Annotated in this window: 18 protein-coding genes; 15 read left to right on the forward strand and 3 right to left on the reverse strand. The window is 57.5% G+C overall.

Annotated features, from left to right (window positions below):
* The first annotated feature begins 6 nt into the window (after positions 1-6).
* The 6 genes from lepB to acpS all read left to right on the forward strand — a co-directional run bounded on the left by lepB (position 7) and on the right by acpS (position 4,593).
* Entirely contained in the window at positions 7-942 is a 936-nt protein-coding gene (gene lepB, locus IFU29_RS15200; protein ID WP_062744592.1) for a signal peptidase I, read from the forward strand.
* Positions 943-1,081: 139 nt separating this feature from the next.
* Positions 1,082-1,762 carry a ribonuclease III gene (gene rnc / locus IFU29_RS15205; RefSeq protein ID WP_191934667.1) on the forward strand — a complete coding sequence of 227 codons (681 nt, stop codon included), beginning with the start codon at positions 1,082-1,084 and terminating at the stop codon, positions 1,760-1,762.
* Entirely contained in the window at positions 1,759-2,664 is a 906-nt protein-coding gene (era, locus tag IFU29_RS15210) for a GTPase Era (protein WP_062744594.1), read from the forward strand. The genes rnc and era overlap by 4 nt, the downstream gene beginning before the upstream one ends.
* A gap of 5 nt (positions 2,665-2,669) precedes the next feature.
* A complete protein-coding gene (recO, locus tag IFU29_RS15215) occupies positions 2,670-3,407 on the forward strand; it encodes a DNA repair protein RecO (protein WP_191934668.1) in 738 nt (245 codons plus the stop codon).
* A gap of 74 nt (positions 3,408-3,481) precedes the next feature.
* Positions 3,482-4,213 (forward strand): pyridoxine 5'-phosphate synthase, encoded by a 732-nt coding sequence (gene pdxJ / locus IFU29_RS15220; RefSeq protein WP_191934669.1) that lies wholly within the window; start codon positions 3,482-3,484, stop codon positions 4,211-4,213.
* Positions 4,213-4,593: a holo-ACP synthase gene (gene acpS, locus IFU29_RS15225; RefSeq protein WP_191934670.1), complete on the forward strand. Its 381-nt coding sequence runs from the start codon at positions 4,213-4,215 to the stop codon at positions 4,591-4,593. Before pdxJ ends, acpS begins: the two co-directional genes overlap by 1 nt.
* Here acpS and IFU29_RS15230 read toward each other — a convergent pair.
* Positions 4,590-4,844, reverse strand: a complete 255-nt coding sequence (locus IFU29_RS15230; RefSeq protein ID WP_191934826.1) for a YfhL family 4Fe-4S dicluster ferredoxin — start codon at positions 4,842-4,844, stop codon at positions 4,590-4,592. The two genes, acpS and IFU29_RS15230, sit on opposite strands and share 4 nt — an antisense overlap.
* 57 nt (positions 4,845-4,901) lie before the next feature.
* Positions 4,902-5,741 carry a MurR/RpiR family transcriptional regulator gene (locus tag IFU29_RS15235; protein WP_062744608.1) on the reverse strand — a complete coding sequence of 280 codons (840 nt, stop codon included), beginning with the start codon at positions 5,739-5,741 and terminating at the stop codon, positions 4,902-4,904.
* A gap of 187 nt (positions 5,742-5,928) precedes the next feature.
* Between IFU29_RS15235 and murQ the strand changes: the two genes are divergently transcribed.
* Genes murQ through tadA form a run of 4 tightly spaced genes read left to right on the forward strand, consistent with a single transcriptional unit; the run spans position 5,929 to position 9,380 of the window.
* Positions 5,929-6,825: an N-acetylmuramic acid 6-phosphate etherase gene (murQ, locus tag IFU29_RS15240; protein ID WP_191934671.1), complete on the forward strand. Its 897-nt coding sequence runs from the start codon at positions 5,929-5,931 to the stop codon at positions 6,823-6,825.
* Between the two features lie 20 nt (positions 6,826-6,845).
* Positions 6,846-8,210, forward strand: coding sequence for a PTS transporter subunit EIIC (locus IFU29_RS15245; RefSeq protein WP_191934672.1), 1,365 nt, complete (start codon positions 6,846-6,848; stop codon positions 8,208-8,210).
* A 3-nt stretch (positions 8,211-8,213) separates the two neighbouring features.
* Positions 8,214-8,852 (forward strand): phosphatidylglycerophosphatase C, encoded by a 639-nt coding sequence (gene yfhb, locus IFU29_RS15250; RefSeq protein ID WP_191934673.1) that lies wholly within the window; start codon positions 8,214-8,216, stop codon positions 8,850-8,852.
* 48 nt (positions 8,853-8,900) lie between these two features.
* Positions 8,901-9,380, forward strand: coding sequence for a tRNA adenosine(34) deaminase TadA (gene tadA / locus IFU29_RS15255; RefSeq protein WP_191934674.1), 480 nt, complete (start codon positions 8,901-8,903; stop codon positions 9,378-9,380).
* Positions 9,381-9,423: 43 nt separating this feature from the next.
* Here tadA and mltF read toward each other — a convergent pair whose 3' ends face one another.
* Positions 9,424-10,881, reverse strand: a complete 1,458-nt coding sequence (mltF, locus tag IFU29_RS15260) for a membrane-bound lytic murein transglycosylase MltF (RefSeq protein WP_191934675.1) — start codon at positions 10,879-10,881, stop codon at positions 9,424-9,426.
* Between the two features lie 270 nt (positions 10,882-11,151).
* On the opposite strand from mltF, the gene purL reads away from it, so the two are divergent.
* From purL to glnB, 5 genes are all read left to right on the forward strand, one after another.
* Positions 11,152-15,036 carry a phosphoribosylformylglycinamidine synthase gene (purL, locus tag IFU29_RS15265; protein ID WP_191934676.1) on the forward strand — a complete coding sequence of 1,295 codons (3,885 nt, stop codon included), beginning with the start codon at positions 11,152-11,154 and terminating at the stop codon, positions 15,034-15,036.
* 671 nt (positions 15,037-15,707) lie between these two features.
* On the forward strand, positions 15,708-17,090 hold the full coding sequence (locus IFU29_RS15270; RefSeq protein ID WP_194710763.1) for a HAMP domain-containing sensor histidine kinase: 1,383 nt from the start codon (positions 15,708-15,710) through the stop codon (positions 17,088-17,090).
* A complete protein-coding gene (qseG, locus tag IFU29_RS15275) occupies positions 17,090-17,848 on the forward strand; it encodes a two-component system QseEF-associated lipoprotein QseG (RefSeq protein ID WP_191934678.1) in 759 nt (252 codons plus the stop codon). Before IFU29_RS15270 ends, qseG begins: the two co-directional genes overlap by 1 nt.
* Positions 17,845-19,179: a two-component system response regulator GlrR gene (gene glrR, locus IFU29_RS15280; RefSeq protein WP_191934679.1), complete on the forward strand. Its 1,335-nt coding sequence runs from the start codon at positions 17,845-17,847 to the stop codon at positions 19,177-19,179. The genes qseG and glrR overlap by 4 nt, the downstream gene beginning before the upstream one ends.
* A gap of 177 nt (positions 19,180-19,356) precedes the next feature.
* Positions 19,357-19,695: a nitrogen regulatory protein P-II gene (gene glnB, locus IFU29_RS15285; RefSeq protein ID WP_062744629.1), complete on the forward strand. Its 339-nt coding sequence runs from the start codon at positions 19,357-19,359 to the stop codon at positions 19,693-19,695.
* Positions 19,696-19,748: the final 53 nt, after the last annotated feature.

Here is a 19,748-nt window from a genome sequence, read left to right on the forward strand (position 1 = left end):
ACTGGAATGGCTAATATGTTCGCCCTGATTCTGGCGATAGCAACGCTGATCACCGGCATTGTCTGGTGTATCGACAAGTTTAAATGGGCACCGGCGCGGCGCGCCAAACGTGCAGAAGCACAGGCACAGGGTATCGAAGCGACGAAGGCTGACAAACAGCCAGGTTGGGTGGAAACCACCGCATCGGTCTTCCCGGTTCTGTTCGTGGTGTTTGTGGTGCGTTCGTTTATTTATGAGCCGTTCCAGATCCCCTCCGGTTCAATGATGCCAACGCTGCTGATTGGTGATTTTATCGTGGTGGAAAAATTTGCCTACGGTATTAAAGATCCGATCACCCAGACGACGCTGATCCCTACGGGTCATCCTAAGCGTGGGGATATTGCGGTGTTTAAATACCCGAAAGATCCCAGCATGGATTACATTAAGCGGGTGATCGGTTTACCGGGCGACCGGGTAACCTATGATCCCCTGAGTAAAACGGTCTCCGTACAGCAGTCGGCCAGCGCCGTGCCGGTCACTTACTCAGACGTGGAAGAGAGCGACTTTATTCAGACCTTCAGCGGCTATAGCGGTAACGAACGCGGCAATGGTTTCTTCCAGGTCCCCAAAGGGGAGTCGATGCAGGGCGGCATTCGTTTAGCCACTCGTAACGAGACGCTGGGCGACGTCACCCACCGTATCCTGTTGATCGCTCAGGCACCAAGCCAGCCTGGGTCCTACTATCAGCAGCCAGGACAGCCGCAGTCAAGCTGGGTAGTTCCTGAGGGGATGTACTTTATGATGGGCGACAACCGTGATAACAGCGCTGACAGCCGTTACTGGGGTTTCGTTCCGGAACGTAATCTGGTAGGCAAAGCGACAGCCATCTGGATGAGCTTCGACAAGCAGGAAGGGGAATGGCCAACCGGCGTGCGCCTGAGCCGCATCGGTGGCATCCACTAATGTTCGCCTGCGGGCGGCATTAACAACGGGTGGCCTGTCATCCTGGCAGGCCACTGCACACGAAACAGATCGTGTTGGTGTTCAGGTTCAGCCCTGTTCCGTGTGCAGCATAATTGACGCATTAAGAAATTGGTAACGCATGAACCCCATCGTAATAAACAAGCTTCAACGTAAGCTGGGCTACACTTTTACTCATCAGGAATTGTTGCAGCAGGCGCTGACTCACCGTAGCGCCAGCAGTAAACACAACGAAAGACTGGAATTCCTGGGCGACTCAATTCTTAGTTATGTGATTGCTAATGCCCTTTATCAGCGCTTCCCGCGCGTGGATGAAGGTGACATGAGTCGGATGCGCGCCACGCTGGTTCGCGGTAACACGCTGGCCGAAATGGCACGGGAATTTGACCTTGGCGAATGTCTGCGCCTGGGGCCTGGTGAACTGAAAAGCGGCGGCTATCGCCGCGAATCGATTCTGGCTGACACTGTCGAAGCGCTGATTGGCGGGGTTTTCCTCGACAGCGATATTCAGACGGTAGAACAGCTGATCCTGAGCTGGTACGCCAGCCGTCTGGATCAGATCAGCCCGGGCGATAAACAAAAGGATCCAAAAACGCGTCTGCAGGAGTTCTTGCAGGGTCGCCATCTGCCTCTGCCCTCCTATCTGGTGGTGCAGGTGCGTGGCGAAGCGCACGATCAGGAATTTACTATTCACTGTCAGGTAAGCGGCATGGCAGAACCGGTTGTGGGAACCGGGTCAAGCCGTCGCAAAGCTGAACAGGCAGCAGCCGAACAGGCGCTGATTAAGCTGGGAATTGAATGAACGAACAAACTACCCATTGCGGCTTTATTGCTATTGTAGGCCGTCCGAACGTTGGTAAATCTACCTTACTGAACCAGTTACTGGGACAGAAGATTTCCATTACCTCGCGTAAGCCACAAACCACGCGCCACCGCATTATGGGCATCCATACGGAAGGGGAATATCAGGCGATTTATGTCGATACCCCGGGCCTGCATATGGAAGAGAAGCGGGCGATTAACCGCCTGATGAACCGTGCTGCCAGCAGCTCGATCGGTGACGTTGAAATGGTGATCTTCGTCGTGGAAGGCACCAAATGGACCGCCGATGACGAGATGGTGCTGAACAAGTTAAAAGACGGCAGAGTGCCGGTACTGCTGGCGATCAATAAAGTCGACAACATTACCGATAAAAGCATCCTGCTGCCGCACCTGCAGTTCCTGGGTTCACAAATGAACTTCATGGACGTGGTGCCGATCTCGGCCGAAAAAGGCACTAACGTTGATACCATCGCCAGCATCGTGCGCAAACGTCTGCCGGAAGCCGAACATCACTTCCCGGAAGATTACATCACCGATCGTTCTCAGCGCTTTATGGCGTCGGAAATTATCCGTGAAAAGCTGATGCGTTTCCTGGGGGCTGAACTGCCTTATTCTGTGACGGTAGAAATTGAACAGTTCCTCACCAATGAGCGCGGTGGCCTGACCATTAACGGTCTGATTCTGGTGGAACGCGAAGGTCAGAAGAAGATGGTCATTGGTAACAAAGGTGCCAAAATCAAAGTGATTGGTACCGAGGCCCGTCGGGACATGGAAGAGATGTTCGAGGCGAAAGTGCACCTTGAACTGTGGGTGAAAGTGAAGTCCGGCTGGGCGGATGATGAACGCGCCTTACGCAGCCTGGGCTATACCGACGACCTCTGAACCTGATGGAAGGCTGGCAACGCGCATTTGTCCTGCATGGACGGCCCTGGAGCGAAACCAGCCTGCTGCTTGACCTGTTTTCTGAACAGCATGGCAGGGTACGGGTGCTGGCCAAAGGCGCCCGTTCCAAACGTTCCAGCCTGAAAGGGGCACTGCAGCCTTTTACTCCGCTGCTGGTGCGCTGGGGAGGCCGTGGCGAGGTGAAAACCCTGCGTGGGGCTGAACCGGTCTCCCTTGCTCTCCCTCTCAGCGGTACCTCTCTCTACTGCGGCCTGTACGTTAACGAGCTCCTTTCCCGGGTGCTGGAACACGAGACGGCATTCAGCGAGCTCTTCTTCGACTATCTGCACTGCATTCAGACGCTGGCGTCGGATGCCGCTTCCCCTGAACCTGCGCTCCGGCGCTTTGAACTGGCGATGCTCGGCCACCTTGGCTACGGCGTAGATTTTCTGCACTGTGCAGGCAGCGGGGAAGAAGTGGCCGACGGCATGACCTACAGCTACCGCGAAGAGAAGGGCTTTATCGCCAGCCTGGTGGTGGGGCACCGCAGTTTCACCGGGCGTCATCTGCGTGCGCTGTACCAGCGTGACTTTCCAGATGCCGATACCCTGCGCGCGGCGAAGCGCTTTACCCGCATTGCCCTTAAGCCCTACCTCGGAGGAAAACCGTTGAAAAGTGCCGAACTGTTTCGGCAGTTTTTGCCGAGAAAACGACCAGATGCAGCGCTTCCGGGCGATGAATAGCCACCAGCCATACCCCTGTGTGCTGGGATCGTTGTACACTTCTTAAAACCCTTCGCGATTTTCTGAGGACTATCATGGCAGAGCTGTTGTTAGGCGTTAATATCGATCACATAGCCACCGTTCGTAATGCCCGTGGCACGCACTATCCCGATCCGGTTCAGGCCGCTTTTGTCTCTGAACAGGCGGGGGCCGATGGCATTACCGTCCACCTGCGGGAAGACCGCCGCCACATCACCGATCGTGACGTGCGCATTCTGCGTCAGACCATTCAGACCCGGATGAATCTGGAGATGGCGGTGACAGATGAGATGGTCGATATTGCCTGCGAGATCCTGCCGCACTTCTGCTGCCTGGTACCGGAGAAACGTGAAGAAGTGACCACCGAAGGCGGGCTGGACGTGGCCGGCCAGCAGGATAAAGTGACGGCTGCGGTAAAACGGCTGAATGATGCCGGCATCCTGGTATCACTGTTTATCGACGCTGACCATCGCCAGATTGATGCCGCCGTCGCCGCCGGCGCACCTTATATTGAGATCCATACCGGTGCTTACGCTGAAGCCGAAGAAGGCCCGGTACGCGAGGGTGAACTGGCGCGTATTGCTGAAGCGGCCACCTATGCCGCCGGGAAAGGCCTGAAGGTCAATGCCGGGCATGGCCTGACCTACCACAACGTACAGCCGGTTGCCGTACTGCCGGAGATGCACGAGCTGAATATCGGCCATGCCATTATCGGACGTGCGGTGTTTAGTGGCCTGGCTGAGGCGGTGAAAGAGATGAAGCAGCTGATGCGGGAAGCGCGGCGTTAATGGCTATTCTCGGGCTCGGTTCTGACATTGTGGAGATTGCCCGTATCGAAGGGGTGATCTCCCGATCCGGCGACCGCCTGGCAAAACGCGTACTCAGTGCCAGTGAATGGGCGCAGTATCAGGCGCATCAGCAGCCGGTTCGCTTTCTGGCCAAGCGTTTTGCGGTAAAAGAGGCGGCGGCGAAAGCCTTTGGCACCGGGATAAGAGGTGGCCTGGCGTTCAATCAGTTTGAGGTTTATAACGACGAACTTGGCAAACCCGGACTGCGGTTTTTCCAGCAGGCCAGTGAAGTTGCGGCGAAGCTCGGGGTGGTTCACGTGCACGTCACGCTGGCTGATGAACGTCACTACGCCTGTGCGACGGTGATTATCGAAAGCTAGCCGGCAGGGTGCAGTTGCACAAACTTCTCCCACAGCTGGTCGGAACTTTCGCTGCGCTGCGGGTCGACAATAATGGTGTTATCGATGGGGCAAACCTGCTGGCAGGTGGGAGCGTCGTAGTGGCCGATGCATTCCGTGCAGCGGTCAGCATCGATTTCATAGTACTCGTCACCCATGGCGATCGCCTCGTTAGGGCACTCGGGTTCGCACATATCACAATTAATACATTTCTTAGTGATCAGCAGCGCCATCGTTCTCTCATCCAGTAACCGGTTAAAGTGCGCGGGTATTATACGCACGCTGTCTGCTCAGACCAGCTTTTTCACCAGCGCTTCACTGTGACGGATATGGCTGGATGCGCGTTCCGGATCGCGTTGGATCAGCGCCATAAACAGCAGGTCGGTCAGCGCCAGCTGCGCGGTCGTGGAAGAGATGGCCGCGCTGCGCGTCGTCTGCTCTTCTGCCACGGTGTACAGGCAGTGGCTGGCTGCCTGCTGCAGGGTATTGGGCGTAAACCCGGTAAACGCCAGTACGGTAGCACCGATGCGCTGGGCTTCCTGCGCGGCCAGGTTAATTTCCCGGCGTTCCCCCGTGTAGGAGATAGCCAGCAGCACATCGCCCACCTCCAGGGCCTGAACGCTGGCCAGCAGGGCATGCATATCCTGCTCTGCCACCGCACTGATGCCTATCTTCATCAGCTTCCAGGAAAAATCTTTTGCAACCAGGCCGGAAGCGCCGATACCTACCAGCACGATGCGTCTGGCCTGCTTCAGCAGGCGCAGCGTTTCCAGCAGCATCTCTTCACTGTTAATATCCAGCGTGGCGCGTATGGCGGAACATTTTTCGGTAAACAGCTTCTCCCCGACCACCTTTAGCGCATCGTCACTGAGGATGTGATTGTGAACGGTGATTGCATCCTTCTCGGTAAGGGACTCACTCAGTGCCAGCTTCAGTGCCGGAAACCCTTTGTAACCCAGTTTCTGAGCGAATTTCACCACGCTGGACTGACTGACCCCTGATTCATCCGCCAGCTTTTGTGAGCTCAGGTGGCGTGCGCGGTCCGGCTGCGACAGCAGATAGTCAGCAAGCCGACGTTCGTTCAGAGCCAGGCTGGGATAAAGCTGACGGATACGCAGCAGTGAACTCATCATTTTTCCTCTTACGAATCAGGCCCATCATATTGAATTATCTGTAATGATAACATTCAGTGCTCTAAGTCTAACGTGCCATTTAACGGTTTCCATGATTAAGAAGGGTAAAATGGCATGCGGCAAAGAATAAAATATTCGTATATATTAAATTTATTGTGAATTAAAAATTCTAAAAGGAGAAGTCATGGATCTTGGCTCACTGGTATCAGAAACGCGTAACCCGGATACGATCGATCTGGATAATCTGTCGACCTTAGAGATGGTATCCAGATTTAATCAGCAGGATGCCACCGTGGCGGACGCCGTCCGTCTGACGCTGCCGCAGGTGGCGCAGGCCGTTGATGCCGCCGCTGCCGCGCTCTCCGCCGGCGGCCGTCTGATCTATATGGGTGCCGGTACCAGCGGACGGCTGGGCGTGTTGGATGCGTCCGAATGTCCGCCCACCTTTGGCGTACCGCACGGGCTGATTGTCGGGCTGATTGCGGGCGGCCCGGGGGCGTTACTCAAGGCGGTGGAAGGCGCTGAGGATGATGAACAGCTGGGGATCGCTGATTTACAGGCGCTGAACCTGACCGCAAACGATATGGTGGTGGGGATTGCCGCCTCGGGGCGCACGCCTTACGTCATCGGTGCGCTGCGCTATGCCCGCCAGCAGGGCTGTCGTACGGCAGCGATCTCCTGCAATCCAGACTCCCCCATTGCCCGTGAAGCGCTGATTGCTATCTCACCCGTGGTCGGTCCGGAGGCGCTGACCGGCTCAACGCGGCTGAAGTCGGGAACGGCTCAGAAGCTGGTGCTGAATATGCTCTCTACGGGGGCCATGGTCAAAATCGGTAAGGTCTATCAGAACCTGATGGTGGACATGCAGGCGACTAATATCAAACTGATCGATCGCGCGCGGCGCATGGTGTGTGAGGCCACGGGCTGCGACGCGCAGCAGGCCGGGAACACCTTACAGCAGGCACAGTACGAAGTGAAAACCGCGATTTTAATGATTCTCGCCGATCTTCCGGCCGACCAGGCAAAACAGCGACTGGTTGCCTGCAACGGCTTTTTGCGCGCGGCACTCGCCAGCAACTAACGGCAGAAAAAGGATCACCCATGGAAAAATCTCTCCAGCTGGCACAGGCATTACTGCAGGGCATTGGCGGCCCGGCCAATATTCTGCGACTGGAAAACTGTATGACGCGCGTGCGCGTTGAGGTCCGTGACGAAAGCCTGCTGATACCGCAAGAGCTGCGCCGGCTGGAAGGGGTGAAAGGCTACGTTAAGCAGGGCAGTCAACATCAGTTTATTGTGGGGCCAGGAGCAGCGGCCAAAGTGACCGATGCGATGCGTACGCTGATTACCGCCCCCGGGGCGGCTGATGCAGCGGCGGTCGTCAGACAGAATAAGGCACAGGCGAAAGCGCAGTATCACGCCCCTTTCAGTGATGCGCTGCGCCAGCTGGCGAACGTCTTTATCCCGCTGATCCCGGCTTTTATTGCCTCCGGTTTGATCACCGGGCTGATTAATATCGTCAAACGTCCTGATATTGTGGGTAACCTTGCCACGCAGTACCCCAATATCATCGGGCTGGCGGCGATTTTCGGCAGTGCGGTATTCGCCATTATGAATATTCTGGTCGGTGTTAATACGGCCAAAGTTTTTGGCGGCTCTACCGCTCTCGGTGGCGTTATGGCGGGCATCCTTTCCAGTCCGGCGCTGGCGCAGATCACCCTGTTTGGCGAACCGCTCCAGCCAGGACGCGGCGGGGTGATTGCCGTATTGCTGGTGGTGGTCATGATGTGCTGGATTGAAAAACGTCTGCGTCAGCGGCTGCCAGAGTCTCTGGAGCTGATCCTTAACCCGCTTCTGACTACACTTATTACAGCATCACTGGCGATTGTGCTGTTACAGCCGCTGGGCGGTATGATTTCAGACGCCATTGCTCATGGGGCCACGCTGGCCATCGATCGCGGCGGAATGCTGGCAGGAGCAGTACTGGCGGGAACCTTTTTACCGCTGGTTCTCACCGGCCTGCACCAGGGCATGGTGCCGATCCACGTCGAGCTGGTGCAGGCGCACGGCTATAACGCGCTGCTGCCCATTCTGGCGATGGCCGGGGTAGGGCAGGTCGGGGCGTCGCTGGCGGTATTAATGAAAACGCGGAATGCCAGGCTGAAAAAGCTGGTTAAAGGGGCACTGCCGGTGGGGATCCTCGGCGTGGGCGAACCGCTCATCTTTGGTGTTACGCTTCCGCTCGGACGCCCTTTTATCGCGGCCTGCCTGGGCGGTGCGGTTGGCGGCGCAGTGATCGGTTATGCTAAGGTCGCTACCCTTATTACATTTGGGCTTTCCGGCCTGCCGCTGGCGATGACCATCGTGGCCGGTAAAGTGATGATGTATCTGGTGGGGTGGCTGACAGCTGTGATTTGCGGCTTTCTGTTTGCATGGTTTATGGGGTTCAACGACCCTGAGGAGTGAGGTTTGACAACCAGTCGGGAACGACGTGTGGTATTTTTTGACCTTGATGGCACCCTGCATCGGCAGGATATGTTCGGCACCTATATGCGCTGGCTGCTGTGGCGTCAGCCTCTGAACCTGCTGCTGGTTGCGCCTCTGCTACCGGTTATTGGTCTTGGCCTGCTGTTGAAGGGCCGCGCCGCACGCTGGCCAATGAGCCTGCTGCTGTGGTCAATCACCTTTGGCCACAGTGAGGCGCGTCTGAAGGCGCGTGAGCAGCAGTTTGCCCTCTGGTTCCGCCAGCGCGTGACGGCCTTCCCCGTGGTGCAGCAGCGGCTGACGGACTATCTCAGCAGTGAGGATGCCGACGTCTGGCTGATCACCGGGTCGCCGCAGCCCCTGGTGGAGCAGGTCTACTTCGATTCAGCATTTCTGCCGCAGGTTAAACTGATCGCCAGTCAGATGGGGCGAGCCTGGGGCGGGCGGGTGCTGGCAATGCGCTGCCTGGGCCATGAGAAGGTGGCGCAGCTGGAAGAGCAGATTGGGACTCCGCTGCAGCTTTACAGCGGTTACAGCGACAGTAAGCAGGACAACCCGTTACTGTTTTTTTGCCAGCACCGCTTCAGAGTTACCCCGGTGGGGGAGCTACAGCAACTGGAATAACCGACAATTGACGATATAATGTCGCGCTTTTTTTTGCTGGAGACGCGGGTGACTGACAATAACGATGAATTCTGGATGCGCCATGCGCTGACACTGGCCAGGCGTGCCTGGGACGAGGGCGAAGTCCCTGTGGGCGCTGTGCTGGTGTATCAGGGGCGGGTGATTGGTGAAGGCTGGAACCGCCCGATCGGTCATCACGATCCAACGGCACACGCCGAGATGATGGCGATCCGGCAGGGGGGGAAGGTGATCGAGAACTACCGCCTGCTGGACACTACGCTGTATGTCACTCTGGAACCCTGCGTGATGTGCGCAGGGGCGATGATCCACGGGCGCGTGGGACGGTTAGTGTATGGCGCACGGGATGCAAAAACCGGGGCTGCGGGGTCACTGCTGGACGTTCTGGGGCATCCGGGAATGAATCATCACGTGCAGACTGAACAGGGGGTACTGGCGGAAGCGTGTGCTGCGCTGCTGAGCGACTTTTTCCGCCAGCGCCGGGCCGAAAAGAAGGCTCTCCGCCTCTAGAGGCCGGCCGTCTGTTCCGGTGCCTCCGTCCGACTGAGTCGGTTCAGTTTAGCGCGATTTTTGCTGCCACCGCCGGATAACCGCTGCCCAGTTCGGCCTCCATCGCCGCCTGCTGGGCCAGCTTTCTCTCCTGATCCTGCAGATAGCCAACCAGGCTCAGCTGATATTTGCGAATATTTTCCACGTAGGCATAAGCTTCATGACCGCGCGCGTAACCGTAGGTGGTCTGGCTGTAGTAACGTTTCTGACTCAGCATGGGCAGGCGGACTTTGACGTCAGCCCAGCTATCCGGATCCCCTTTCTGCTTTTCCGTCAGCTTGCGTGCATCAAGCATATGGGCGTACCCCATGTTATAGGCCGCCAGCGCAAACCAGATACGTTCATCTTCCGGCACGGTGGGCGGCACCTTCTCCATCATGCGCACCAGATACTCACTGCCGCCGCGTATACTTTGCTCGGGGTCGGTACGGTCACTGACGTTCAGGCTGTCAGCGGTGTTACGCGTCAACATCATCAGGCCGCGTACCCCGGTCGGTGAAGTGGCCTGCGGGTTCCAGTGTGATTCCTGGTAGGAAATGGCCGCCAGCAGACGCCAGTCGATAATCTGCGCGTACTTCTCGAACAGCGGCTGAATGTCCGGGAGTGTGCCGTCGATGGCGCGCAGGAAGGTGCGCGTGTCGACATAGTCAAAGGTGCCGACGTGACCCAGATACTTTTCATCCAGTCGGGCCATCGCACCTTCTTCGCTCATCTGGTTAAAGAAGTCGAGCAGGGCCGCATTCATGCTGTCGTCCTGCTCGTGTTGCACGTACCAGGTGACCGGCTCTTCATCGGTAATGTCAAAGGCCACCGCCAGCTGTGGATGGATCCGCTGCATCAGGGCAATGGTGACCGAGTCACCCACCGTATAATCGAGTTTGCCGTCTGCCACCGCCTCCAGCAGGCCCTGGGGCGTCTGATCGGTGGAGATCGCCCAGTCGAGGTCAGGATACTGATGCGCTTTCACATTGCGCAGCGTCGACAGATAGGCTGAGCCGGATGCCGCCGTCAGGCGACCTTTCAGATCGCCGAGGTTTTTGGGGCGCGGAGCGCCAATGCGGTACACCAGCTGTTGGGAAACGGAATAATAGGACGGGCCCGCACGAAAACGCGCCAGCCGTTCATTATTATAAATTAAGCCGGCCGCCAGCAGGTCGGCCTTGTCATCTTCCAGGTCATCAAACAGATCGCCCAGATTAGGACGAACGGTGACTTCAAGCTTCACACCTAAATAACGGGCGAAGCGCTTCGCCAGCTCGTAGTCCATACCCGCTGGTGATTTATTGACCGTGTAGTAAGTCAGCGGAGAATTAATCGTGCTGACACGAAGTACTCCCCGCGATTTTATCTGTGCAATCCGGTCGGTGGAGTCCCCGTACCATGGGATAGACGGCCACAGCGCAAGCGCCAGAAGTACCGTGATCAGTCCGACCAGCAGATAATTAAATTTAAGGCGTTTCAAATGGTTATCTCTCGATGGTTCTCAGGTATCTGTCTTCTATGGCAGTATTTGTGGTCTATAATTGGCCCTGAGCGTGGGGCATTCTGCGCAACTCCGCGCGGCTCCGCAACTGAATTCCATCCGATTTGTGTGTTTTTCAGGCAATTCCTTATCGCGATAAATTCTGCGCAAACGGTTTCGTAACGGGTGCGGATTCACTATAATACCGCCCGTTTTCCCCTGTTGCGCCCAATGAAGCGTCGCCCGGCGCTTCGAGACGAGAGATCTTTAATGATGGAAATTCTGCGTGGTTCGCCCGCTCTGTCGGCATTTCGTATTAACAAACTGCTGGCCCGCTTTCAGGATGCTCACCTGCCGGTGAGTGACATTTACGCTGAGTACGTCCATTTCGCTGATGTCAGCGCGCCGCTGAGCACGGATGAAAAATCCCGTTTGCAGCGCCTGCTGAAATACGGCCCCTCTCTCGCTGAACATACCCCGGAAGGTCGCCTGCTGCTGGTGACGCCTCGTCCCGGTACCATTTCGCCCTGGTCTTCCAAAGCGACGGATATCGCCCATAACTGCGACCTGCCGCAGGTGCTGCGTCTTGAGCGCGGTCTGGCTTTCTATGTCAAGGCGCCACAGTTAACGGAAGCGCAGTGGGGGGCACTGGCGGCCCTGCTGCACGACCGCATGATGGAAACCGTGTTTACGGATCTGAAGCAGGCCGACGCGCTGTTCGTTCAGCATCAGCCTGCGCCGGTACAGAGTGTAGACGTGCTGGGTGAAGGGCGTAACGCGCTGGTTCAGGCCAACATTAAACTGGGGCTGGCGCTGGCTGATGACGAAATCGATTACCTGCAGGCGGCGTTTGAACAACTGGGGCGCAACCCGAACGATATCGAACTGTACATGTTTGCTCAGGCCAACTCTGAGCACTGCCGCCATAAAATCTTCAACGCCGACTGGGTGATTGACGGGCAGGTTCAGCCGAAGTCGCTGTTCAAAATGATTAAAAACACCTTTGAGAAGACCCCCGATCACGTGCTGTCAGCTTACAAAGACAACGCCGCCGTGATGGAAGGTTCTCAGGTCGGGCGCTTCTACGCGGACGCGCAGGGCCATTACGATTTCCATCAGGAAGAGGCCCATATCCTGATGAAGGTGGAAACCCATAATCACCCGACGGCGATCTCGCCGTGGCCGGGTGCCGCTACCGGTTCCGGTGGCGAAATCCGCGATGAAGGGGCCACCGGGCGCGGCGCAAAACCCAAAGCCGGACTGGTCGGGTTTTCCGTATCGAACCTGCGTATCCCCGGCTTTGAACAGCCGTGGGAAGAAGATTTCGGCAAGCCCGATCGCATTGTTACCGCGCTGGATATTATGACCGAAGGCCCTCTGGGGGGCGCAGCGTTTAACAACGAATTTGGTCGTCCGGCCCTGAACGGCTACTTCCGTACCTACGAGGAGCGCGTCAACAGCCATAATGGCGAAGAACTGCGCGGCTACCACAAGCCGATCATGCTGGCGGGTGGTATCGGTAATATCCGTGCCGATCACGTACAGAAAGGTGAAATCACCGTCGGTGCCAAACTGATCGTGCTGGGTGGCCCGGCGATGAATATTGGCCTGGGCGGCGGGGCCGCATCCTCAATGGCTTCGGGCCAGTCAGATGCAGACCTCGACTTTGCGTCTGTGCAGCGTGATAACCCTGAGATGGAACGGCGCTGTCAGGAAGTGATTGATCGCTGCTGGCAGCTGGGTGAAGCGAACCCGATCCTGTTTATCCATGACGTGGGAGCGGGCGGTCTTTCTAACGCCATGCCGGAGCTGGTGAGCGATGGTGAACGCGGCGGACGTTTCAATCTGCGCGACATTCTGAACGATGAGCCTGGCATGAGTCCGCTGGAAGTGTGGTGTAACGAATCCCAGGAGCGCTATGTTCTGGCCGTTTCCCCGGACAGCCTGGCGCTGTTTGATGCCCTGTGCCAGCGCGAGCGTGCTCCGTACGCGGTGATTGGTGAGGCCACCGAAGAGATGCACCTGTCTCTGTCGGACAGCCATTTCGACAATACCCCCATTGATATGCCGCTGGACGTGCTGCTGGGTAAGACCCCGAAAATGACCCGCGACGTTGCCTCGCTGCAAGCGAAAGGCGAGCCGCTGGCGCGTGACGGGATCACCGTGGCGGATGCGGTAAACCGCGTCCTGCATCTGCCGACCGTGGCGGAGAAGACCTTCCTGATCACCATCGGCGACCGTTCGGTCACCGGTATGGTGGCCCGGGACCAGATGGTCGGGCCATGGCAGATCCCAGTGGCCAACTGTGCGGTGACCACCGCCAGCCTCGACAGTTACTACGGTGAAGCCATGGCGCTGGGCGAACGTGCCCCGGTAGCGCTGCTCGACTTTGCCGCCTCCGGTCGCCTGGCCGTAGGGGAAGCGCTCACCAATATCGCGGCGACCGCCATCGGCCCGCTGACGCGTATCAAACTGTCGGCAAACTGGATGGCCGCTGCCGGTCACCCGGGCGAAGATGCCGGGCTGTATGAAGCAGTGAAAGCCGTAGGTGAAGAGCTGTGCCCGGCGCTGGGGATCACCATCCCGGTCGGCAAAGACTCTATGTCGATGAAAACCCGCTGGCAGCAGGGAAGCGAACAGCGTGAGATGACCTCTCCGCTGTCGCTGGTGATCACCGCCTTTGCCCGCGTGGAAGACGTGCGTAAAACCGTGACCCCACAGCTGCAGACGGGTGACAATGCCCTGATGCTGATTGACCTGGGTAAAGGCGTCAATGCGCTGGGGGCAACGGCGCTGTCGCAGGTCTACCGTCAGTTGGGCGACAAGCCTGCCGACGTGCGTGACGTGCAGCAGCTGGCAGGTTTCTATAACGCTATCCAGGCGCTGGTGGCCGATGGCAGGCTGCTGGCCTACCACGACCGCTCTGACGGCGGCCTGCTGGTGACGCTGGCAGAGATGGCCTTTACCGGCCACTGCGGCGTAGAAGTCGACATTGCGGCGCTGGGCAGCGACAGCCTGGCAGCCCTGTTTAACGAAGAGCTGGGCGCGGTTATCCAGATCGCGGACGCCGATCGTGAGGCGGTGCAGCAGGTGTTTGCCGATCATGGTCTGAGCGACTGCATTCATCTGCTGGGCCGGGCCGTGGAAGGCGATCGCTTTGTGATCGCTTCAGGCGATACGCCCGTTTACAGTGAAAGTCGCACCACGCTGCGTACCTGGTGGGCAGAAACCACCTGGCAGATGCAGCGCCTGCGCGATAACCCGACCTGCGCAGACCAGGAACATGACGCGAAGAAAGATGACCGCGATCCGGGCCTGAACGTGGCGCTGACCTTTAAGCCACAGGAGGATATCGCAGCGCCGTACATCGCGACCGGCGCACGTCCGAAAGTGGCGGTGCTGCGTGAACAGGGCGTTAACTCTCACGTTGAGATGGCGGCAGCCTTCCACCGTGCCGGTTTTGACGCCGTTGATGTGCACATGAGCGATCTGCTGGCAGGCCGTCGCGGCCTGGCGGACGTCCAGGCGCTGGTGGCATGTGGCGGCTTCTCCTACGGTGATGTTCTCGGGGCAGGCGAAGGCTGGGCCAAGTCGATTCTGTTTAACACCCGCGTGCGCGACGAATTCGAAACCTTCTTCCACCGTCCGCAGACGCTGGCGCTGGGGGTCTGTAACGGCTGCCAGATGATGTCTAACCTGCGCGAGCTGATCCCCGGCAGCGAAGAGTGGCCGCGTTTTGTGCGTAACCAGTCCGAACGTTTTGAAGCCCGCTTCAGCCTGGTGGAAGTGGCGGCCAGCCCGTCGCTGCTGCTGGACGGCATGGCCGGTTCACGCATGCCGATTGCGGTATCGCACGGTGAAGGCTTCGTGGAGGTGCGCAGCGATGCGCATCTGGCCCAGCTGGAAAGCAAAGGTCTGGTGGCGCTGCGTTTCGTCGACAACTTCGGCAAGGTGACGCAGCAGTACCCGGCGAACCCGAACGGCTCGCCGAACGGGATTACTGCCGTGACGAACGAAAGCGGCCGCGTGACCATTATGATGCCGCACCCGGAGCGCGTTTTCCGCACGGTCAGCAACTCCTGGCATCCGGCAGAGTGGGGCGAGGACAGCCCGTGGATGCGTATTTTCCGTAATGCGCGTAAACAACTGGGCTAAACCCCTGCCTGAGCGAACGACTGTACCTGCTAACCGGCCTCTCAGGAGGCCGGTTTTTTTGGGGTTTTACGGCGGTCAGACAGCCAGTGTTGCTATTTCACTACAAAGTCGCCCCCGCCCTGTCTCCAAAAGGAGACATCTAAGCAACTGATTTTTAATGCTTGTTTTTTTTCGTCTGAATGGTGTAGCCATTTGGCGACAGTTTTGCAGACCCGATGGTCAAAAATGGGCTGTGCTGTAGGTAGAAGAGCATTAAAATCCAAATATTTCAGCGGGTTAAAAATATATTTTCAATATGGCACAGTTATTGCTATATTACCCTCAGTGGCTCATTCACCTGGTTATGACAGCCCTGCGCAAGCGGTCAAGTGCCCATAACACCCAGAATGACGCACAATACGGTGCCTGTCGTCCACCATACCGATAATCGTTCACTCTGTGACGTTATCAAACATCGGACGCAACGTTGAGTTAGGCACCACCTATTCAGTTACGCGGGCTTTCCGGCGTAACACCAGTGGCCGGTTCTTTGAACCGGCCATTTTCATTTTCTCCCCGCGCACTTTCTTATCCGCTCACTCTCAGCTAGCATCGCCGTAACTACTGCAAAGAGAACCTGTGTCGTGAAGAAATGGCGTCTGTTACCGCGATCGTTACGTCAGCTGGTGCTGATGGCCTTTTTACTGGTGTTATTACCGTTACTGGTGCTGGCCTGGCAGGCCTGGGAAAGTCTGTCGGCGCTGAGTGACCGCGCCGCCGATACCAACCGTACCACGCTGACCGATGTGCGCCGCAGTGAAGCCATGGCGCGTACCGCACTGGAGCTGGAACGCAGCTACCGTCAGTATTGTGTGCTGGACGACCCGATGCTGGCACGGCTTTATCAGACTCAGCGTAGCCGCTACTCGCAAATGCTGGATGCCCACGCTCCGGTGCTGCCAGATATGCGCACCGGGCAGATTCTGCGTCAGAACCTGACGCAGCTGAGTCAGATTAAATGCGTCAACAGCAGCCCGGTGCCTGCGGCAGCCGACCAGCTTGAAGCGTTCTCTGCCGCTAACAGCCAGCTGGTGCAGGCCACGCGTGAAGTGGTGTTTTCACGCGGTCTGCAGTTGCAGCGTGAGATTGCCGAACGGGGTCAGTATTTTGGCTGGCAGGCGCTGATCCTGTTTCTGCTCAGTTTCGGTCTGGTCATGCTCTTCACCCGGATGATTATCGGCCCGGTGAAGGCGGTTGAACGGATGATTAATCGGCTGGGAGAAGGCCGACCGCTGGGACAAAGCCTCGCCTTTAAAGGGCCGCGTGAGATCCGTTCACTTGGACAACGGATCCTCTGGCTCAGCGAGCGTCTGGCCTGGCTGGAGTCCCAACGGCATGAGTTTCTGCGCCATATCTCCCACGAGTTAAAAACCCCGCTGGCCAGTATGCGTGAGGGCACCGAACTGCTTGCCGATCAGGTGGCCGGGCCCCTGACGCCCGATCAGAAAGAGGTCGTCAGCATTCTTAACGACAGCAGCCGCCACCTGCAAACGCTAATCGAACAGCTGCTGGACTATAACCGCAAGCTGGCCGATGGACCGGTAGCGCTGGAAGATGTCGAACTGCGGCCGTTAATTGATACGCTGGTTTCCTCCCACAGTCTGACGGCCCGCGCTAAACTGCTTCATATTGATATCGATTTGCAGGCAGACCGCTGCCGTGCTGAACCGACTTTGTTATTGAGGGCCATCGATAATCTTTACTCCAATGCGGTACACTACGGTGCAGAATCCGGAAATATCTGGATCCGCAGTCGGCAACAGGGAAACCGCGTCCTCATTGAGGTAGCGAACACCGGAACCCCCATTCCTGCGGCGGAACAGGCAATGATCTTTGAACCCTTCTTCCAGGGAAACCTGCAACGTAAAGGGGCGGTCAAAGGCAGCGGACTGGGGCTGAGTATTGCCAAAGACTGCCTGCGACGGCTGCAGGGGGACTTACAACTGATTGACAGCGTTGATGCTGATGTCTGCTTCCGCATCGAATTAAACACCACCGCCGGGACGTTATCATAATGGAATCATCACGTTTTTCTGCCGCGCCGCACGACGGACGCCTGGGCAGATTTGCCGTTACTGTCATACTGGCGCTGGGGCTGCTGGGATGCAGTCAGCCAGCAACTCAGAAGGTTGTCAGCCGTGCGGATATCCCGGTGAGCGAACCTGATGTCAAAATTGTCGATTATCAGAGCGTTGCCTGCGAGAATATCTGGGCATTTGCGGATGTTGCTGCCACCGGGAACCCTCTCTACTGGCTGCGCACCATCGACTGCGGTATCCGACTGTCGCCCGTGGATGCCCGTGCAGAAGCCCGTCGTTGGCCTGGTAATGACTGGCAGAGCGCCTTCAAACAGGCGGTATTACTGAATAATGGCAACGTGACGCCCGTTGAGCGACGTGAGTTTCTTAAACGTCTGGACAGTTACAGCTATGACTATCCCGCATCGGTACGCCCGTTACTGATGCTGTGGCGCGAAGGGCAGGGCTCACAGTTACAACTTTCTGAAGAGCGGATGCGCTATGCCCACCTGCAGGAGAGCAGCGACGGTCAGCTGGACGCGCTTCGCCAGCAGCAAATCCGCCTGAAGAACGAACTTGTGGTGACCCGACGCAAGCTCGATACCCTGACCGATATTGAACGTCGTCTGTCGTCGCGCCGCTCTCCGGATGCTTCCGATAGTACCAGCCACGGCGATGATACCACCGCTCCGGATAGCCACAGTTCTGGCGATGCCCCGGCTGATAATCTGCCACAGGATGATGCCAATCCATGATGAAAAAGTCAGCAAGGTTGCTGCTGGTCGATGACGACCCGAGTCTGTTAAAGCTGCTGGGGATGCGCCTGACCAGTGAAGGGTTTAGCGTCACCACCGCAGAAAGCGGGCCGGAAGCACTGCGGGTGCTGAACCGCGAGACAATCGATCTGGTGATCAGCGACTTACGTATGGACGAGATGGACGGCATGGCGCTGTTTGCTGAGATCCAGAAGCTGCAGCCGGGGATGCCGGTCATTATACTCACTGCCCACGGCTCGATCCCTGACGCGGTGGCGGCGACGCAGCAGGGCGTGTTCAGTTTTCTCACCAAGCCGGTCGACCGCGATGCCCTGTATAAAGCTATCGACGGGGCGCTGGCCCACCGCGCCCCTTCCAGTGATGAAACCTGGCGCGAAAGCATTGTCACCCGCAGTCCGGTGATGCTGCGTCTGCTCGATCAGGCGCGGATGGTGGCGCAGTCCGATGTCAGCGTGCTGATCAACGGCCAGAGCGGCACCGGCAAAGAGGTGCTGGCCCAGGCGATACACGCCGCCAGTCCGCGCGCGGGCAAAACCTTTATTGCCATCAACTGCGGGGCTCTGCCGGAGCAGCTGCTGGAATCAGAGCTGTTTGGCCATGCGAAAGGAGCTTTTACCGGCGCTGTTAGCAGCCGTGAAGGGCTGTTCCAGGCCGCCGAGGGCGGGACGCTGTTCCTCGATGAGATCGGTGATATGCCACAGGCTTTACAGGTCAAGCTGCTGCGCGTGCTGCAGGAGCGAAAGGTTCGCCCGCTGGGCAGCAACCGCGACCTCGACATTGATGTGCGCATCATCTCTGCCACACATCGTGATTTGCCTAAGGCGATGGAAAAGAAAGAGTTTCGCGAAGATCTGTTCTACCGCCTTAACGTGGTCAACCTCAAGATCCCGGCGCTGCATGAGCGCGCTGAAGATATCCCCCTGCTGGCTAATCATCTGCTTAAGCAGTCTGCCGAACGGCATAAGCCTTTTGTACGCAGTTTCTCCACCGATGCGATGCGCCGTCTGATTGCCGCCGCCTGGCCGGGCAACGTCAGGCAGCTGGTGAATGTGATTGAGCAGTGCGTGGCGCTGACGTCCGCCCCGGTGATCGGGGAAGCGCTGGTGGAACAGGCGCTTGCCGGGGAGAATACGGCGCTGCCGACCTTTGCTGAGGCGCGCAATCAGTTTGAACTGAACTATCTGCGTAAGCTGCTGCAAATGACCCGTGGCAATGTCACCAACGCCGCACGGCTGGCGGGACGCAACCGCACAGAATTCTATAAGCTGTTATCGCGACACGAACTGGATGCTGCCGATTTTAAAGAGTAATTTTCACTGCGGTTAGCCGGTCCGGTTATGGTAGTTTATCTGCCTGAAAAGAGACGGACATCCGCTATACCCATGGCGATCACCGGTTTGCCACCCAGGCGCAGGCAGGCTGAGTGTTACGGGTATATAGTTAACTGATTATCCGTCCGCGTACGGAGGGAGAGAAAAGGGTCAGCCATGAAAAAAATTGATGCAATTATCAAACCGTTCAAACTCGATGATGTGCGTGAAGCGCTGGCGGAAGTCGGCATCACCGGGATGACCGTAACGGAAGTCAAAGGCTTTGGTCGTCAGAAAGGCCACACCGAGCTGTACCGTGGTGCTGAATATATGGTCGACTTTCTGCCAAAGGTAAAAATTGAAATCGTCATTGCTGACGATATCGTTGATACCTGTGTGGATACCATTATGCGCACGGCGCAGACGGGCAAAATCGGCGATGGGAAAATTTTCGTCTTTGACGTCGCCCGCGTGGTGCGTATCCGCACCGGTGAAGAAGACGAAGAGGCGATTTAAACCGCCCGTGACTGCTCAGGGGCCTGTCGGTTCAGGCCCCTGTTGTTATTTCT

This window comes from Erwinia persicina (genome assembly GCF_014838825.1).
Taxonomy (GTDB): domain Bacteria; phylum Pseudomonadota; class Gammaproteobacteria; order Enterobacterales; family Enterobacteriaceae; genus Erwinia; species Erwinia persicina_A.

What these genes read in the sequence shown, in the direction of transcription:
- acpS (WP_191934670.1), top strand. Translation starts at nt 4,213, where the DNA reads ATGGCTATTCTCGGGCTCGGTTCTGACATTGTGGAGATTGCCCGTATC.
- IFU29_RS15230 (WP_191934826.1), bottom strand. Translation starts at nt 4,844, where the DNA reads ATGGCGCTGCTGATCACTAAGAAATGTATTAATTGTGATATGTGCGAA.
- murQ (WP_191934671.1), top strand. Translation starts at nt 5,929, where the DNA reads ATGGATCTTGGCTCACTGGTATCAGAAACGCGTAACCCGGATACGATC.
- glnB (WP_062744629.1), top strand. Translation starts at nt 19,357, where the DNA reads ATGAAAAAAATTGATGCAATTATCAAACCGTTCAAACTCGATGATGTG.
- glrR (WP_191934679.1), top strand. Translation starts at nt 17,845, where the DNA reads ATGATGAAAAAGTCAGCAAGGTTGCTGCTGGTCGATGACGACCCGAGT.
- pdxJ (WP_191934669.1), top strand. Translation starts at nt 3,482, where the DNA reads ATGGCAGAGCTGTTGTTAGGCGTTAATATCGATCACATAGCCACCGTT.
- lepB (WP_062744592.1), top strand. Translation starts at nt 7, where the DNA reads ATGGCTAATATGTTCGCCCTGATTCTGGCGATAGCAACGCTGATCACC.
- era (WP_062744594.1), top strand. Translation starts at nt 1,759, where the DNA reads ATGAACGAACAAACTACCCATTGCGGCTTTATTGCTATTGTAGGCCGT.
- IFU29_RS15235 (WP_062744608.1), bottom strand. Translation starts at nt 5,741, where the DNA reads ATGAGTTCACTGCTGCGTATCCGTCAGCTTTATCCCAGCCTGGCTCTG.
- recO (WP_191934668.1), top strand. Translation starts at nt 2,670, where the DNA reads ATGGAAGGCTGGCAACGCGCATTTGTCCTGCATGGACGGCCCTGGAGC.
- qseG (WP_191934678.1), top strand. Translation starts at nt 17,090, where the DNA reads ATGGAATCATCACGTTTTTCTGCCGCGCCGCACGACGGACGCCTGGGC.
- IFU29_RS15270 (WP_194710763.1), top strand. Translation starts at nt 15,708, where the DNA reads ATGGCCTTTTTACTGGTGTTATTACCGTTACTGGTGCTGGCCTGGCAG.
- purL (WP_191934676.1), top strand. Translation starts at nt 11,152, where the DNA reads ATGATGGAAATTCTGCGTGGTTCGCCCGCTCTGTCGGCATTTCGTATT.
- rnc (WP_191934667.1), top strand. Translation starts at nt 1,082, where the DNA reads ATGAACCCCATCGTAATAAACAAGCTTCAACGTAAGCTGGGCTACACT.
- IFU29_RS15245 (WP_191934672.1), top strand. Translation starts at nt 6,846, where the DNA reads ATGGAAAAATCTCTCCAGCTGGCACAGGCATTACTGCAGGGCATTGGC.